The organism is Pseudomonas sp. NFR16 (assembly GCF_900108875.1).
Lineage (GTDB): Bacteria > Pseudomonadota > Gammaproteobacteria > Pseudomonadales > Pseudomonadaceae > Aquipseudomonas.
This window is the reverse complement of the sequence record NZ_FNYJ01000002.1, coordinates 891,566-904,853: the sequence shown is the minus strand read 5'-3', so window position 1 is coordinate 904,853 and position 13,288 is coordinate 891,566. Positions and strand designations below refer to the sequence as shown.

16 protein-coding genes are annotated in these 13,288 nt (G+C 59.8%); 9 read left to right on the top strand and 7 right to left on the bottom strand.

Annotated elements, in window-relative coordinates:
- Nucleotide 1 precedes the first annotated feature (1 nt).
- Nucleotides 2–1,030: a ferrochelatase gene (hemH, locus tag BMZ10_RS12810; protein ID WP_093462351.1), complete on the top strand. Its 1,029-nt coding sequence runs from the start codon at nt 2–4 to the stop codon at nt 1,028–1,030.
- A gap of 123 nt (nt 1,031–1,153) precedes the next feature.
- Here the strand turns inward: hemH and BMZ10_RS12805 are convergent, their stop codons facing one another.
- Complete coding sequence (locus BMZ10_RS12805) at nt 1,154–2,434, bottom strand: uracil-xanthine permease family protein (protein ID WP_093462348.1); 1,281 nt, start codon at nt 2,432–2,434, stop codon at nt 1,154–1,156.
- Nucleotides 2,434–3,072 (bottom strand): uracil phosphoribosyltransferase, encoded by a 639-nt coding sequence (gene upp, locus BMZ10_RS12800; RefSeq protein WP_081565524.1) that lies wholly within the window; start codon nt 3,070–3,072, stop codon nt 2,434–2,436. The genes BMZ10_RS12805 and upp overlap by 1 nt, the downstream gene beginning before the upstream one ends.
- 257 nt (nt 3,073–3,329) lie before the next feature.
- Between upp and BMZ10_RS12795 the strand changes: the two genes are divergently transcribed.
- From BMZ10_RS12795 to BMZ10_RS12785, 3 genes are all read left to right on the top strand, one after another.
- On the top strand, nt 3,330–3,887 hold the full coding sequence (locus BMZ10_RS12795) for a hypoxanthine-guanine phosphoribosyltransferase (protein ID WP_093462345.1): 558 nt from the start codon (nt 3,330–3,332) through the stop codon (nt 3,885–3,887).
- A gap of 694 nt (nt 3,888–4,581) precedes the next feature.
- Nucleotides 4,582–5,067, top strand: coding sequence for a hypothetical protein (locus BMZ10_RS12790; protein WP_093462342.1), 486 nt, complete (start codon nt 4,582–4,584; stop codon nt 5,065–5,067).
- 68 nt (nt 5,068–5,135) lie between these two features.
- On the top strand, nt 5,136–5,423 hold the full coding sequence (locus BMZ10_RS12785; RefSeq protein WP_093462339.1) for a PA4642 family protein: 288 nt from the start codon (nt 5,136–5,138) through the stop codon (nt 5,421–5,423).
- Between the two features lie 290 nt (nt 5,424–5,713).
- Here BMZ10_RS12785 and mqo read toward each other — a convergent pair whose 3' ends face one another.
- Both mqo and BMZ10_RS12775 read right to left on the bottom strand, forming a co-directional pair.
- Entirely contained in the window at nt 5,714–7,219 is a 1,506-nt protein-coding gene (gene mqo / locus BMZ10_RS12780) for a malate dehydrogenase (quinone) (protein ID WP_093462336.1), read from the bottom strand.
- 730 nt (nt 7,220–7,949) lie between these two features.
- Nucleotides 7,950–8,183, bottom strand: coding sequence for a hypothetical protein (locus BMZ10_RS12775; RefSeq protein WP_093462334.1), 234 nt, complete (start codon nt 8,181–8,183; stop codon nt 7,950–7,952).
- Between the two features lie 205 nt (nt 8,184–8,388).
- Here BMZ10_RS12775 and BMZ10_RS12770 point away from each other — a divergent pair, with 205 nt between their 5' ends.
- Nucleotides 8,389–8,970, top strand: coding sequence for a YajG family lipoprotein (locus BMZ10_RS12770; protein WP_093462331.1), 582 nt, complete (start codon nt 8,389–8,391; stop codon nt 8,968–8,970).
- A gap of 87 nt (nt 8,971–9,057) precedes the next feature.
- Here BMZ10_RS12770 and BMZ10_RS12765 read toward each other — a convergent pair whose 3' ends face one another.
- The gene (locus tag BMZ10_RS12765; RefSeq protein ID WP_093462328.1) at nt 9,058–9,261 is read right to left on the bottom strand and encodes a hypothetical protein; all 204 of its coding nucleotides are present in this window, start codon (nt 9,259–9,261) and stop codon (nt 9,058–9,060) included.
- 265 nt (nt 9,262–9,526) lie between these two features.
- Between BMZ10_RS12765 and BMZ10_RS12760 the strand changes: the two genes are divergently transcribed.
- Nucleotides 9,527–9,796 (top strand): hypothetical protein, encoded by a 270-nt coding sequence (locus BMZ10_RS12760; RefSeq protein WP_093462326.1) that lies wholly within the window; start codon nt 9,527–9,529, stop codon nt 9,794–9,796.
- Between the two features lie 107 nt (nt 9,797–9,903).
- Here BMZ10_RS12760 and BMZ10_RS12755 read toward each other — a convergent pair whose 3' ends face one another.
- Complete coding sequence (locus tag BMZ10_RS12755) at nt 9,904–11,067, bottom strand: 1-acyl-sn-glycerol-3-phosphate acyltransferase (RefSeq protein ID WP_177182106.1); 1,164 nt, start codon at nt 11,065–11,067, stop codon at nt 9,904–9,906.
- Nucleotides 11,068–11,197: 130 nt separating this feature from the next.
- On the opposite strand from BMZ10_RS12755, the gene BMZ10_RS12750 reads away from it, so the two are divergent.
- From BMZ10_RS12750 to BMZ10_RS12740, 3 genes are read left to right on the top strand one after another with little or no spacing between them, the layout of a single operon-like run.
- Nucleotides 11,198–11,389 carry a CPXCG motif-containing cysteine-rich protein gene (locus tag BMZ10_RS12750; RefSeq protein ID WP_093462322.1) on the top strand — a complete coding sequence of 64 codons (192 nt, stop codon included), beginning with the start codon at nt 11,198–11,200 and terminating at the stop codon, nt 11,387–11,389.
- A complete protein-coding gene (locus BMZ10_RS12745; RefSeq protein ID WP_093462320.1) occupies nt 11,389–11,649 on the top strand; it encodes a putative signal transducing protein in 261 nt (86 codons plus the stop codon). Before BMZ10_RS12750 ends, BMZ10_RS12745 begins: the two co-directional genes overlap by 1 nt.
- Nucleotides 11,650–11,700: 51 nt before the next feature.
- A complete protein-coding gene (locus tag BMZ10_RS12740) occupies nt 11,701–12,330 on the top strand; it encodes an SOS response-associated peptidase (RefSeq protein WP_093462318.1) in 630 nt (209 codons plus the stop codon).
- A gap of 154 nt (nt 12,331–12,484) precedes the next feature.
- Here BMZ10_RS12740 and BMZ10_RS28295 read toward each other — a convergent pair whose 3' ends face one another.
- On the bottom strand, nt 12,485–13,228 hold the full coding sequence (locus BMZ10_RS28295) for a methyl-accepting chemotaxis protein (RefSeq protein WP_371265966.1): 744 nt from the start codon (nt 13,226–13,228) through the stop codon (nt 12,485–12,487).
- Between the last annotated feature and the right edge of the window lie 60 nt (nt 13,229–13,288).

Below are 13,288 nucleotides of genomic sequence, written 5' to 3'. Positions count from 1 at the left end.
CATGACCGATCACGCATTATTGCTGGTAAATCTGGGTTCTCCTGCGTCTACCGAAGTCGCCGATGTGCGTCGCTATCTCAATCAGTTCCTGATGGACCCTTATGTGATCGATTTGCCGTGGCCGGTGCGTCGCTTGCTCGTCTCGCTGATTCTCATCAAACGTCCGGAGCAGTCGGCTCACGCTTACGCTTCGATCTGGTGGGAAGAGGGCTCGCCGCTGGTGGTGCTGAGCAAGCGCCTGCAACAGGCGATGACCCGGGAGTGGACCCAGGGCCCGGTCGAGCTGGCCATGCGTTACGGCGAGCCATCGATCGGCACTGTGCTGACCCGGCTGGCCGCGCAGGGCATCAGGAAAGTCACCCTTGCACCGCTCTATCCCCAGTTCGCGGACAGCACGGTCACGACCGTGGTCGAGGAAGCACGGCGAGTCATTCGCGAGCAGAAACTCGATTTCGAACTCGCGCTCTTGCCGCCGTTTTTCAATCAGCCCGAGTACCTCGATGCGCTGGTCGAAAGCGTGAGGCCGCACCTGACGCAGGACTACGATCATTTGCTGCTGAGCTTTCATGGCCTGCCCGAGCGGCACATTACCAAACTCGACCCGACGGGCAGTCACTGTTTCAAGAACGGCAACTGCTGTGAGAACGCGACACCCGAGGTTCTCGCAGTCTGCTATCGCGCGCAGTGCATGCGTTCGTCAGCCGAGTTCGCCAAGCGAATGGGCATCCCGGACGGCAAATGGTCGGTGTCGTTTCAATCGCGCCTGGGCCGGGCAAAGTGGATCGAACCTTACACCGAGGCGCACCTGGCCGAGTTGGCTGGGCAGGGCGTGAAGAAGCTGCTGGTGATGTGCCCGGCGTTCGTGGCTGACTGCATCGAAACGCTGGAAGAGATCGGCGATCGCGGCGCCGAACAGTTCAAGGAGGCCGGAGGCGAGGAGCTGGTGCTGATCCCTTGCCTCAACGACGACCCGAACTGGGCCAAGGCTCTGAATACGTTGTGCGAGCGGGCGCCGGCGATGATTGTCTAGGCTTGCGTGCAGGCAGTGCGCGGGCTCGCGATGAGCAAGCCTAGTGCCGCGGTGGGCAACAATCGGGCATAAAAAAACGGCGCGCCAGTGAATGGCGCGCCGTTTTTCATTTGCCGGCAGACGCTACGGCAACTGGTCATCCAGATGCTTGTTCTTCCAGCCATCGTTACCCGGCAGAATCAGGTTCAGCAGGATCGCCGTGACGGCGCACAGCGCGATGCCTTTCATGCCGAAATCGTCGGGGCCGTTGCCGGTGCCGATCAGCACGCCGCCGATGCCGAACACCAGTGTCACCGACACGATCACTAGATTGCGCGCTTCGGCCAGGTCGACCTTGTGGCGGATCAGCGTGTTCATGCCGACCGCTGCGATGGAGCCGAACAGCAGGCACAGAATCCCGCCCATGACCGGCACCGGAATACTCTGTAGCAGAGCTCCGAACTTGCCGATGAACGCCAGGGAGATGGCGAAGATTGCCGCCCAGGTCATGATTTTCGGGTTGTAGTTCTTGGTCAGCATCACCGCGCCCGTCACTTCGGCGTACGTCGTGTTGGGCGGGCCGCCGAACGCACCGGCGACCGTCGTTGCGATACCGTCGCCGAGCAGGGTGCGATGCAGACCGGGTTTCTTCAGGTAGTCCCGGCCGGTCACGCTGCCCACGGCGATCACGCCACCGATGTGCTCGATGGCCGGCGCCAGCGCCACCGGAACGATGAACAGGATCGCTTGCCAGTTGAACTCAGGCGCCGTGAAGTGCGGGACGTCCAGCCAGGGCGCCGCGGCGATTTTCGCCACATCCACCACACCGAAGTAGAACGACAGCGCAAAGCCCACCAGCACGCCCGAAATGATCGGCACCAGCCGGAAAATGCCTTTGCCGAACACCGCGACGATCAAAGTCGTCAGCAGCGCAGCCATCGAGATGATGATCGCAGTGTGGTACGGAATCAGCTCGGCGGCGCCATCGCCAGTACGGCCCATGGCCATGTTGGCGGCAATGGGCGCCATCGCCAGGCCGATCGAGATAACCACCGGGCCAATGACCACCGGCGGCAGCAGGCGATCGATGAACCCCGTCCCTTTGATTTTTACCGCCAGCCCCAGGAACGTGTAGACGAAACCGGCCGCCATCACGCCGCCCATGGTCGCTGCCAGACCGAACTGGCCCTTGGCAAGAATGATCGGGGTGATGAACGCGAAGCTCGACGCCAGAAACACGGGCACCTGACGACCAGTCACCAGTTGAAAGCACAGCGTGCCAAGGCCTGCGGTGAACAGCGCGACGTTGGGATCGAGCCCTGTGATCAGCGGCATCAGCACCAGCGCGCCGAACGCCACGAACAGCATTTGGGCGCCCGACAGTACGGTCCGCCACAGTGGATCGTTGAACTCATCCTGCTTCATCAGGCGTCCTTTTGCTTGGTGCCGAAAATCTTGTCGCCGGCATCGCCCAGACCCGGAATGATGTAACCGTGTTCGTTGAGGCGTTGATCGATGGAGGCGGTGTAAATGTTCACGTCGGGATGGGCCTTCTCGACGATGGCAATGCCTTCCGGCGCGGCGACCAGGACCATGGCGCGGATATCGCGGCAGCCGGCTTTTTTCAACAGATCGATGGTGGCAACCATCGATCCGCCGGTCGCCAGCATCGGGTCGATGATCAGCGCCAGGCGCTGGTCGATCTCAGGCGCAAGCTTTTCCAGATAAGTGTGCGCTTCGAGGGTTTCCTCGTTGCGTGCGACGCCCACTGCACTGACCTTGGCGCCAGGGATCAGACTGAGCACGCCTTCCAGCATGCCAATGCCCGCGCGCAGAATCGGCACGACGGTGATTTTCTTGCCTGCGATCTTTTCGACCTGAACGGTGCCGGCCCAACCCTGAATGTCGTAGGTTTCCAGCGGCAGGTCCTTGGTCGCTTCGTAGGTCAGCAATGCGCCGACTTCCTGAGCCAGTTCACGAAAGTTCTTGGTGCTGATATCGGCACGGCGCATAAGGCCGAGCTTGTGACGGATCAGCGGGTGGCGGATCTCACGAATGGGCATAAGGGGAAGGCTCCAGCGGGCGGGCAAAAAAAACGGCTTAGATTAATCTATTCAGCTGTAACTTGTCTCAGGGTCTGCTTCCGTCTCATCGAGGCCCCGGCACGGCCCGTGATGAGAGGGGAGCCGCCCTTTGGTCAGTTTCGGGTTTCGTACATTAATGGGACGCTTGTGCAACGTTAGTCCAGAAAAGCTTGCCCTGGACTTGGCTCATGCGTACCTTTGCCCGCTTTTCCTTACACTGCCCCCTGGAGAGCGTCATGTCCGCTGATCTCGAGCATATCCGTCAAGTCATGCACGAGGCTGACTGCCTGTACACGAACGACGAAGTCGAGGCGTCCATCGCTCGCGTTGGTGAGCAAATCAACAGTGTGCTGGCCGACCGCAATCCGGTCGTCTTCTGCGTGATGAACGGCGGTCTGATTTTCGCTGGCAAATTGCTGACGCATCTGAACTTCCCGCTGGAAGCGTCCTACCTGCACGCCACGCGTTATCGCAACGAGACCAGCGGCGGCGAGCTGTTCTGGAAGGCCAAGCCTGAAGTGTCCTTCATTGATCGCGACGTGCTGATCATCGACGACATTCTCGACGAAGGTCACACCCTGGGCGCGATCATCGACTTCTGCAAACACGCCGGCGCCCGCGCTGTGCACACCGCCGTGTTGATCGACAAGGATCACGACCGCAAGGCGCGCCCTGATCTGAAGGCTGATTTTGTCGGCTCGCCATGCATCGACCGCTACATCTTCGGCTACGGCATGGACTACAAAGGTTACTGGCGCAACGCGGCCGGGATCTACGCCGTCAAAGGCATGTAAGCAGCGTTTGCCTTTTCTGTAGGAGCGAGCTTGCTCGCGATGGCGTTGGTACATCCGGCACACTCGTATCGTCTGGCGGATTATCGCGAGCAAGCTCACTCCTACACGATTTCTGCGGCGTCGCCTGGTATTGGGTCAAGCACAAAACCTGTGAGCGAGCTTGTCCGCGAAGGCTTGATGCACTACCCGTAGGAGCGTGGCTTGTCCTGCGATCGGCGAAGGAGTCGTCGTAAAGCCCGGCCATGCAGTCTGCCTGACATACCCGTCCGATTCTGCTGCCGCTACGCGCCAGATCGCGGGCAAGCGCGCTCCTGCAAGGGATTTGTGGGGTTGCCTGGTGTGTGTCGAGCAGGCGATAACTCTCCGGCGAACATATCGGCCTCATCGTGAGCAAGCTCACTCCCACAGGGATCTCCGGGCATTCGCGATTCTCCTCCCTGACACGAATCCTGTAGGAGCGCGCTTGCCCGCGAAGACTGAATTCCAGACACTGCATCTGCACGGCATGCACCGGCCTCTTCCCGGCCGAAGCCGGTCCTACAAACGCTGCAGGTTTTTCGTAGGACCGGCTTTAGCCGGGAAGGCGTCAGGTATTACGCCGTTGATCGAAGGGGCGTTAAAGACAGTTGGCTCACGCCCACAGGTCCCGGTTTCGCCCATGTTAGAGTGCTTGCCACTTTTTCGGGAGGCGCCCATGACGTTATCGTTTCGTAGCAAGACTGCGTTGCTGTTGCTCTTGATCCTGCCACTTCCCGCCCTCGCAGAACCCATGCATGCTCAATATCTGCCGCCTGACGAGCTGTCGGTGCGCGAAGGTGAGCCCGAGCAGCAGCAATTGCTGCAGGTCACGGAGTATTCAGTCGTGGCCGGGAGTCAGCGCCAATCCAATCAGACGCCAATCCCGGTGACGTCGCCGCTGGTGCTGCGTCTGAAAGGCAAAACGATGAACAAGGGCGCAACCATTTCTCAGGTGCTGATCCATTTCGACGGTGAAAGCAAAAGCCTGAAGAAGCCGGCCTATGACGAGCCATCCCGGACGCTGACGCTTTATTACCCTGCAACGCAATATCGCGTATTGGTGGATCTGCTGCGCAACGAGAAGGTTTACTGCCAGTTTCTCAGCTACGCCAATGGCCACGTCTGGGCCGATCTGCACACCGGTAGCGTACGCGCGCGTTGAGCACGCGGCCGGGCGGGGGGTAAACTGCCCGCCCGTGAAATGTCCCCGCAAGTCAGTTGGAGTCAGCAATGCGTAAAGATAAGAAGCAGGTGATTGGCGATGAAATCGGCGACGCCCAGATCAAACTCTTCCTGGATTTCGAGCCGGTCGATGCCACTTCCCCTTCGCTGCACAAGCTGATCAAGGCCTACCGCGGTCTGCGTGTCGACGATTTCGAGCGCTTTCTGGTGTTTTTCAAAGAAGCCGGCTACGACCTGGACGGCAAGGACGAGCACGGCAACGACTTCATCACACTGATCAAGGATCAGCGCAATGCCGAGGAATACATTGAGTTGATCGAGAAAGCCCGGTCCTGAATCACCCTTCGCGCGTCAGTATCTTCGGCTGACGCACGGTAACTGCGAAAACTTCATCAGCGGATCGCGGTTTCGCAACCTTCCTGCAAGATGTCTCCTGCTTTTTGTGCTGCATCGGTGGGAAGGTGGCGGCTGAATGTGGCGCGTCCGTGGTCAGCGGAGCTGATTCGATGAAGACGTATACCGTCGGGTTTGTAACGGAGTGTTCAGACACTTCTGATTCAAAACTGAAAACCCCGCTGCGTGGGCGGGGCTTTCAGTGATCTCACTGATTCAGGGCAAGCCCTGGATCAAGCGAAGCTTGCCGCTTGGCTGCTTGGGACCAGGTCCAGACTTTCGTCGCTCTGGGCACTGACGCGTTGATACAACTGCGCATCGGTTTCCAGGGCTTTTTCACGAGCCGGGAAGATCTCATTCAGCTTGGCGGCCCATTCGGTGCGAGCCTTGTCCGGGAAGCAGCGTTCGATCAGGTCGAGCATGATCGACACCGTCACCGAGGCGCCGGGCGACGCGCCGAGCAGTGCTGCGAGGGAACCGTCTTTGGCCGAAACCAGCTCGGTGCCGAATTGCAGAACGCCGCCTTTCTTCGGGTCCTTCTTGATGATCTGCACGCGCTGACCGGCCACTTCCAGGCGCCAGTCCTCGGCCTTGGCCTCTGGATAGAAACGACGCAACGCTTCCAGACGCTGCTCCATGGACTGACGCACTTCGCTGATCAGGTATTTGGTCAGGTCCATGTTGTCGCGGGCCACCGCCAGCATCGGAGCAATATTGGCTGCGCGGATCGACAGCGGCAGGTCCATCAGCGAACCGTGCTTGAGGAACTTGGTGGTGAAGCCGGCATAAGGGCCGAACAGCAGGGACGTCTTGCCATCAACGACGCGGGTGTCCAAATGCGGCACCGACATCGGTGGCGAACCGACCGCGGCCTGGCTGTACACCTTGGCCTGGTGGCGTTTGACGACTTCGGGGTTATCGCAGCGCAACCATTGACCACTGACCGGGAAGCCGCCGAAACCCTTGCCTTCCTCGATGCCGGACATCTGCAGCAACGGAAGTGCTGCGCCACCTGCGCCGAGGAACACGAATTTCGCGTCGATTTCGCGGGTGCTGCCGCTGTTGACGTCCTTGATGGTCACACTCCAGCCGTTGCCCTTGCGGGTCAGGCCAGTGACGCGTTTGCAGTATTTGACCTGCGCATCAGGCGCGCTCGACAGGTGCTTGAGCAACTGGTTGGTCAGGTTGCCGAAGTTGACGTCGGTACCGTGCATGACGCGGGTCGCCGCGATGGGCTCATCAGCCGGGCGGCCGGGCATCATCAACGGCATCCACTCGGCCAGCTTGGCTTTGTCTTCGGTGTATTCCATCGAAGAAAACGCGTGGTGCTTGCGCAGCGCCTCATAACGTTTTTTCAGGTACGCCATGCCTTTTTCGCCCTGCACGAAGCTCAGGTGCGGAACCGGGGTGATGAACGAGCGTGACGAACCGAACGTGCCTTTGCGCGCCAGGTAAGCCCAGAACTGCTTCGACACTTCGAACTGCGTGTTGATGTGGATGGCTTTTTTGGTCTCGATCGAGCCATCGGCGGCCTCAGGCGTGTAGTTCAGCTCACACAGCCCGGCGTGACCGGTTCCGGCGTTGTTCCATGGGTTGGAACTCTCCGCCGCACCGGAATCCATCAGCTCGACGACCTCAAGCTTGAGGCCTGGGTCGAGCTCTTTGAGCAGTACCGCAAGGGTGGCACTCATGATGCCGGCCCCGACAAGTACTACATCGACTGCTTCGTTATGCGCCATTAACGCGTCTCCAAAATCTGCAGCACCAAATTGACGGCATGGGTTCCCGTGGTCATTTGCCGGCTGCGGGCGGCGCTTGAGTCGCGCATTGCCTCGAACAACCCGGCCGGGATCGTCATGTCCGATTCTTCGCAATTTTTTGCATTTCAGCGCACGCCTCGAACGGGCCCGGTTGATGCTTTTGTAAGGCAAGCATGAACGCATTTTCTGGCCCAGACAGCCATTCGACTATCGTCAAGGCATCCGGTCGTGCGGCCAAATCCGTCGTGGACAGGCTTCAGACTCCGGTCAGGGAGACTGCGCTGCGATGGGTCCTTTGCAAGGGGGCTGGGTCAGACGCTAACGGTGCATGTACAAACGCGTAACTATTCATTTGCTCGCCACACTCTTGTGAAGTTGTGAAAACCCGTTTTTTTCACGCTCTTTTGGAGACGCGAACCTCAAAAAGGGCTGCGCGATGGCAGCTCTGCAGATCAGGTTCAATCACGATGTGGGGCAAGGGCATGCGCAAAAGGTTCGAAACAATCAATCGATCTGCGCCTGCACAGCGATCACATCGCGCTGCACATGTCTGTGTGGAAGGCTCTCTGTGGGCGATACGGAGGAGTCGGCAATGCTGTCGACGATGCTGCGAGGCCCGATCAGGAGACGTCCTTATAATCGGGGGGAGATTATAGCGATGAAACGCGCAGAATTGATCCAGAAAAAATGACTTTTATTCGCCGTTCGGTCAGATGCTGAGCAATTGTCGGGCGGTAATCGCACGTTCACGGAGCGCAACCCGGGCGCTGGCGGGCAAGGGTTGTTGCAGCCAGCAGAGCTTGGCTTCATGAACTTCGATCCAGTCTTGGCCATGAGGCGGCCTAGCGCAGTGTCTGAAAGCCAGGCAGATACCCGATTGACTCACACGAGCGTAATGGCGATAGCGGCGGCGCAGGGCGAACAACGACCAAAGAAAATCCATGACAGGACTCCTGGCTGGGAAGTTGTGAAAAGTATGTCGAGGAGCGATGACAATGCGGTGACGCTGACGTTGCGCAATTGTGTTCGGGTGAGTGAGCGGCGGAACCGGGGGAATGGCACTTTGTCGTATCTTTACGCTAGTGAGCGACCTCGCGAGGTCGTTATACTGCCGCACAATTTGTCCCTTGGCCCATGGAGAGATGAGCATGTTGCGTCGCGTTTTGTTCGGTTTGCTTGCTGTAGGCAGTCTGACGCTGGTGGGCTGTGCTCACAGTCCGCAATCCCTTAACCCGCAACCGAAGTTGAACAGCCAGCTGGCGCCGGTCGGGCATGGTCAGCAAGTGGTTGTCCGGGTCGTCGACGGACGTCCTTCGCAGACGCTCGGCACGCGGGGTGGTCTGTACCCGGAAACCAGTTCGATTTCCGTCAATGGCCAGCAACTGGTGCCGCAATTGCAGGCGCAGGCCGAGGCAGCCGTGCGTTTGATGGGTTTCACGCCTGTGCAGGGTGGCAACGGTCCGCAACTGACCGTGACGCTGGCGGACCTCAAATACCAGTCGCCCAAAGAAGGGCTGTATGTGACCGAAGCCAATATCAGCTCCACGTTCCGCGCTGACGTGCAGAACAACGGTCGCAGCTACAGCGGTCGTTATGCAGCCTCCCTGGACCAGCGTTTCGGCATGGCGCCGAACGAGGAAACCAACACCAAACTGATCAGCGACGTGCTCAGCGATGCCCTGACCCGTCTGTTCCAGGATCAGACAATCGGTCGTCTGCTCGGCCAATAATCCCGGCGGCATGACGAAAAGCCCCCGGTTTCGCGAGAAACCGGGGGCTTTTGCTTTTAAGGTCGCTTTCGGTTGCGGCGTGCCGGTTCAAGCCGCCTGATAGAAATCCAGAAAACTGTACCCCGTCACCAGATCCACTTCCGGCAGGTCGTTGTGGGCATGCCCGCCCAGTGCGCAATACACCAGCCAGTGCCGGTCTTGAACATTGAACGCCAAGGCATCGATCAACGCTTCCTGCTCGTCGCTCGGCGCGATCAGATAAAGGCGATCCTGGTTGTGGGCATGCAGCATGACGGGCTCTCTTTTTCGGGTCGGCAATTGAAGGGTGCTACACAGTGACCGGTTCAGGTGACGTTAAGGTGACACTGGTTACCTTTGCATCACCGCATTGCTCAGGTGCACCGCGTTTAAACGGTAGAACCGGCGTTAGCTGGAAAGGCGAAGCCGTTACGCCGCGTAATGGGAGGGCGTTCGTCCAGGGCTATTCCCGGCGGAAGCCGGTCCTACATCGCATTTTCCCGTGCGGCGCCGTCCGACCAGGCGCCATCGAGGCCTCATGTCGCTCATTCAGCATTCCCCTGGCGTGGTCATTAATCTGTTTGCACTGCTGGCGGCGAATCCCGGCATCTGGTTGCCGCACACCACGCGCAGTCGCGAGCAGCGAGTGAACGCCCGTCTGCACAACCTTGCCGAAAACGCCCCAATTGACGAACCCATGCACTTGATGGATGGGCCAACCGTGCGCATGATCCGGCTGAGCTACCGTATTGGGGCGGCGTGTCTGGTGTTTGCGCTGTTGCTGTCGTGGGTGAGCACGAAACTCTGACTGGCCGCGCACCTTTGGGCCATGCACGCCCATCGAGTTTGTGTTTCCGGGGTTGCAGTGTCATGCAAAAAAAAGGCGCCTTGTGAGCGCCGTTTTTGCTGAGTGCGTTAAAGCGGCAAACCGGCCTTGACCCGGTATTGGTTGCGCACTGGCGTGGCGTATTGCAGAACCAGATAAGGACGATGTTCTTCTGGGCAGCCGTCGAGGCGGCGCTGCCATTCTTCCTGCGCACGCTCCAGCTCGTCAGCCGGAAATACTTTTGCGGCAGCGGGCACGTTCAGGCTCGGGTCGGCATCGGCCCACTGTGCGTACGCCAGGTAATGCACCGGGAACAGGCGATAGCCCCCCAGAATCTGCTTGTCCATCTCGATCGCCAGCTGCTTGGTGTCCTCGAACAGCCCGGTGACCGGTGGCGCGAAGTTGACGTGCACACGTCCTTTGTAGCCGGTGATGCCCAGCGCAATGCTGACATCGTCCTCACCCGGCGCCTTGGTGTAGCTGCCGGTCGTGGCGCGAATGTACAACTCTCGCGCCTTGGCGTGGTCGCACGGATCGTATTCATAGCTGATCGACACGGGCGTCAGGTTCAGCGACTGGATGACCTCGCCGAATGGCTCGTCCTTGCGGCTCATGTGAAACATCTTGAGGATGGCCGACTCGGTGCGATCGTCGCCGTCTTTGGCGCGGCCTTCGGCCTGGGCGATCCAGATCGACTGACAGTCGTTGCGGATCGAGTGATTGATGTACGCGGACAGCAACTGATAGGCCGCCATTTTTTCCCGACGCCCGCTGATCGAGCGGTGGACGATGAAGCTTTTGTTCAGGCGCATCAGGTCGCTGACAAAAGGCTTTTGCAGCAGGTTGTCGCCAATGGCGATACGTGGCGTCGGCAGTCCGGCGTGATAGACCGCATAGTTGACGAACGCCGGGTCCATGACGATATCGCGGTGATTGGCCAGAAACAGATAGGCCACGCCGGACTTGAACTGCTCGACGCCGGTATAGGTCACACCATCGGTGGCACGCTCGATCGTATGATCGACATAATGCTCGACTTTGTCCTGCAGGGCCGCGACCGAATCGATACCGGCAAACTGACGGCGCAGCTTGCGCGCGATGGCAGGCTGAAGGATCCAGCCCAACGAGCCGGCCAGTCGTGGAAAACGGAAATGCGTGAGAATCGCGAGGAACGCCTTGTCACCGAGCAGCCGGTTGAGTACGGCTTTTACTTCGGAGTCGTCGTAAGGTCGGATGGCATCGAATTCGCCCATCATGCTCTCTTGTTGGAAACGGCTAGGGTAAAGGTAGGTCGAGTCCGGCGTGACGCCTGGATGTCGAGAAATAAAGCTCGACCCGCAAACAAGTCGGCGATTATACGCAAAACTGCTCTCGGAGACTGTGATGCACGAAATACAACCTGCAGCCCCTTATGAGTGCCCTTATTGCGGCGAGCCGGGAGAAACTGTCCTGGACCTGTCTGAAGGCGATCACAACTTCATCGAGGATTGCCACGTCTGCTGTCGGCCTATCGAGTTCCATCTCGAAACCGACGGTGAGCAATGGGACCTCGAGGTCCGTGCCGAGAACGATTGATGCGCAAAATCTATGAGCCGGAAAACATGCTGGAAGGCGAGTTATTGCAGTCCATGCTTGCCAGCGAGGGCATCGAGGCGCATATCACCGGGCGCCATCTGCTCGGGGGGATCGGTGAACTGCCGGTGTTCGGCCTGCTCGGGCTGGCGGTCGAGGACCATCAGGCGGAGCGGGCGCGGCAACTGATCACTGAGTACAATGGCGCTTTTCCGCTGTCGGGCGATGAGCCTGACAGTTACCCCGACGTGTTGTTGTGCTGAACGCCGTTCAGCCCCGCCTCATCCGCTTTCCAGAAGAGTTGCCTCAAGCCCATGTGTGGACGTTATGCGCTGTTTCGTTGGACGCCCGCTTTCGCGGCCCTGCCCGGATTCCCGACCGATCAGCAAGCGCAATGGAATATCTCCCCAGCCGACGCAGTGCTGATGCTGAGGGCGGGGCAGGGCGAGGACGGCGGACGAGAGGTGGCCAGAGCCCGCTGGGGCCTGACGCCGCCCTGGCTGACCGATATGTCACGCACGCCAGCCCATGCACGGGCCGAGACCCTGGCCGAGCAACCGATGTTTCGTCAGGCGTTTCGGGAGCGGCGGTGCCTGCTGCCGGCGAACGGGTTTTACGAATGGCGCGGCTCGGTGCGCAAGCGGCCTTTCTGGCTCACGCCCGCTGAAGGGTCGACCCTGTTTTTCGCCGCCATTTGGGAAGCCTATCCGGTGGAAGGCCACACCTACCTCAGCGTGGCGGTGGTCACGCAGGCGGCGATGGGGCAGCGCCGGCCGTTGATTCTCGATGAGCAAGGCCAGGCACAGTGGCTCGACCCGGAAAGCTCGCCGGTCACGCTGCAATCGTTGCTGGCCGCACCGCAAATGCAATTGCGCGAGCGCCCGCTGGCCAACCTGGTGAACGATCCGAAGCTCAATGCGCCGGAATGCCTGACGCCGCTTTGATAACTCCGCGTGGCCTTTTTTGAAGCGCGCTTGCCCGCGATAGCGGTGGATCAGCCAATCGCTTCGTCGCATGAATATCGCAACCGCGGGCAAGCGCGCTCCTAAAGGTCGGCCAGTGAGCGCGTGGCGTATCAGGACACGTGCTCTTACCTCATCAAACCCTGAACTGATTGATCAACCTGCGCTGCTGCTCTGCCAGTTTGGTCAGTTCGGCGCTGGCCTGGCTCGACTCGTCGGCGCCGCCGGCCACTTCGTTGGCGACCTGACCGATGTTGATCACGTTACGGTTGATGTCGTCGGCGACCGCGCTTTGCTCCTCGGCAGCACTGGCGATCTGGTTGTTCATGTCGTTGATCACCGACACCGCTTTGGTAATGCTCTCCAGTGCCTGCGCTGCCTCGGCGGCATGGCCCACGCTTTCGTCGGTCTTGCTCTGGCTGTCTTCCATCACTTTGACCACCTGACGCGTGCCGTTCTGCAACTGCTGAATCATGTTCTGAATTTCTTCGGTGGCCTGCTGGGTCTTCTGCGCCAGGTTGCGCACCTCATCGGCAACCACTGCGAAGCCGCGGCCCTGTTCACCGGCACGCGCGGCTTCGATGGCGGCGTTGAGCGCCAGAAGGTTGGTCTGTTCGGCGATGCCACGAATGGCGGTCAGGATGGCGTTGATGTTTTCGCTGTCTTTGGCCAGCGTTTGCACCACGCCGACGGCGCGGCCGATTTCCACCGCCAGTTCGCTGATCGAGTTGGACGTGTTGTGGACGATGCGCATGCCTTGACTGGCGGCGTCGTCTGCATGGTTGGCTGCTTGCGCGGCCTGCGTCGCGTTGCGGGCGACGTCCTGTGCGGTCGCGGTCATTTCGTGCACGGCGGTGGCGACCAGATCGATTTCGGCCATCTGCTTGTGCACGCCTTTGTTAGTCCGGATGGCAATGTCGGCGGTGTGCTCGGACGAGTC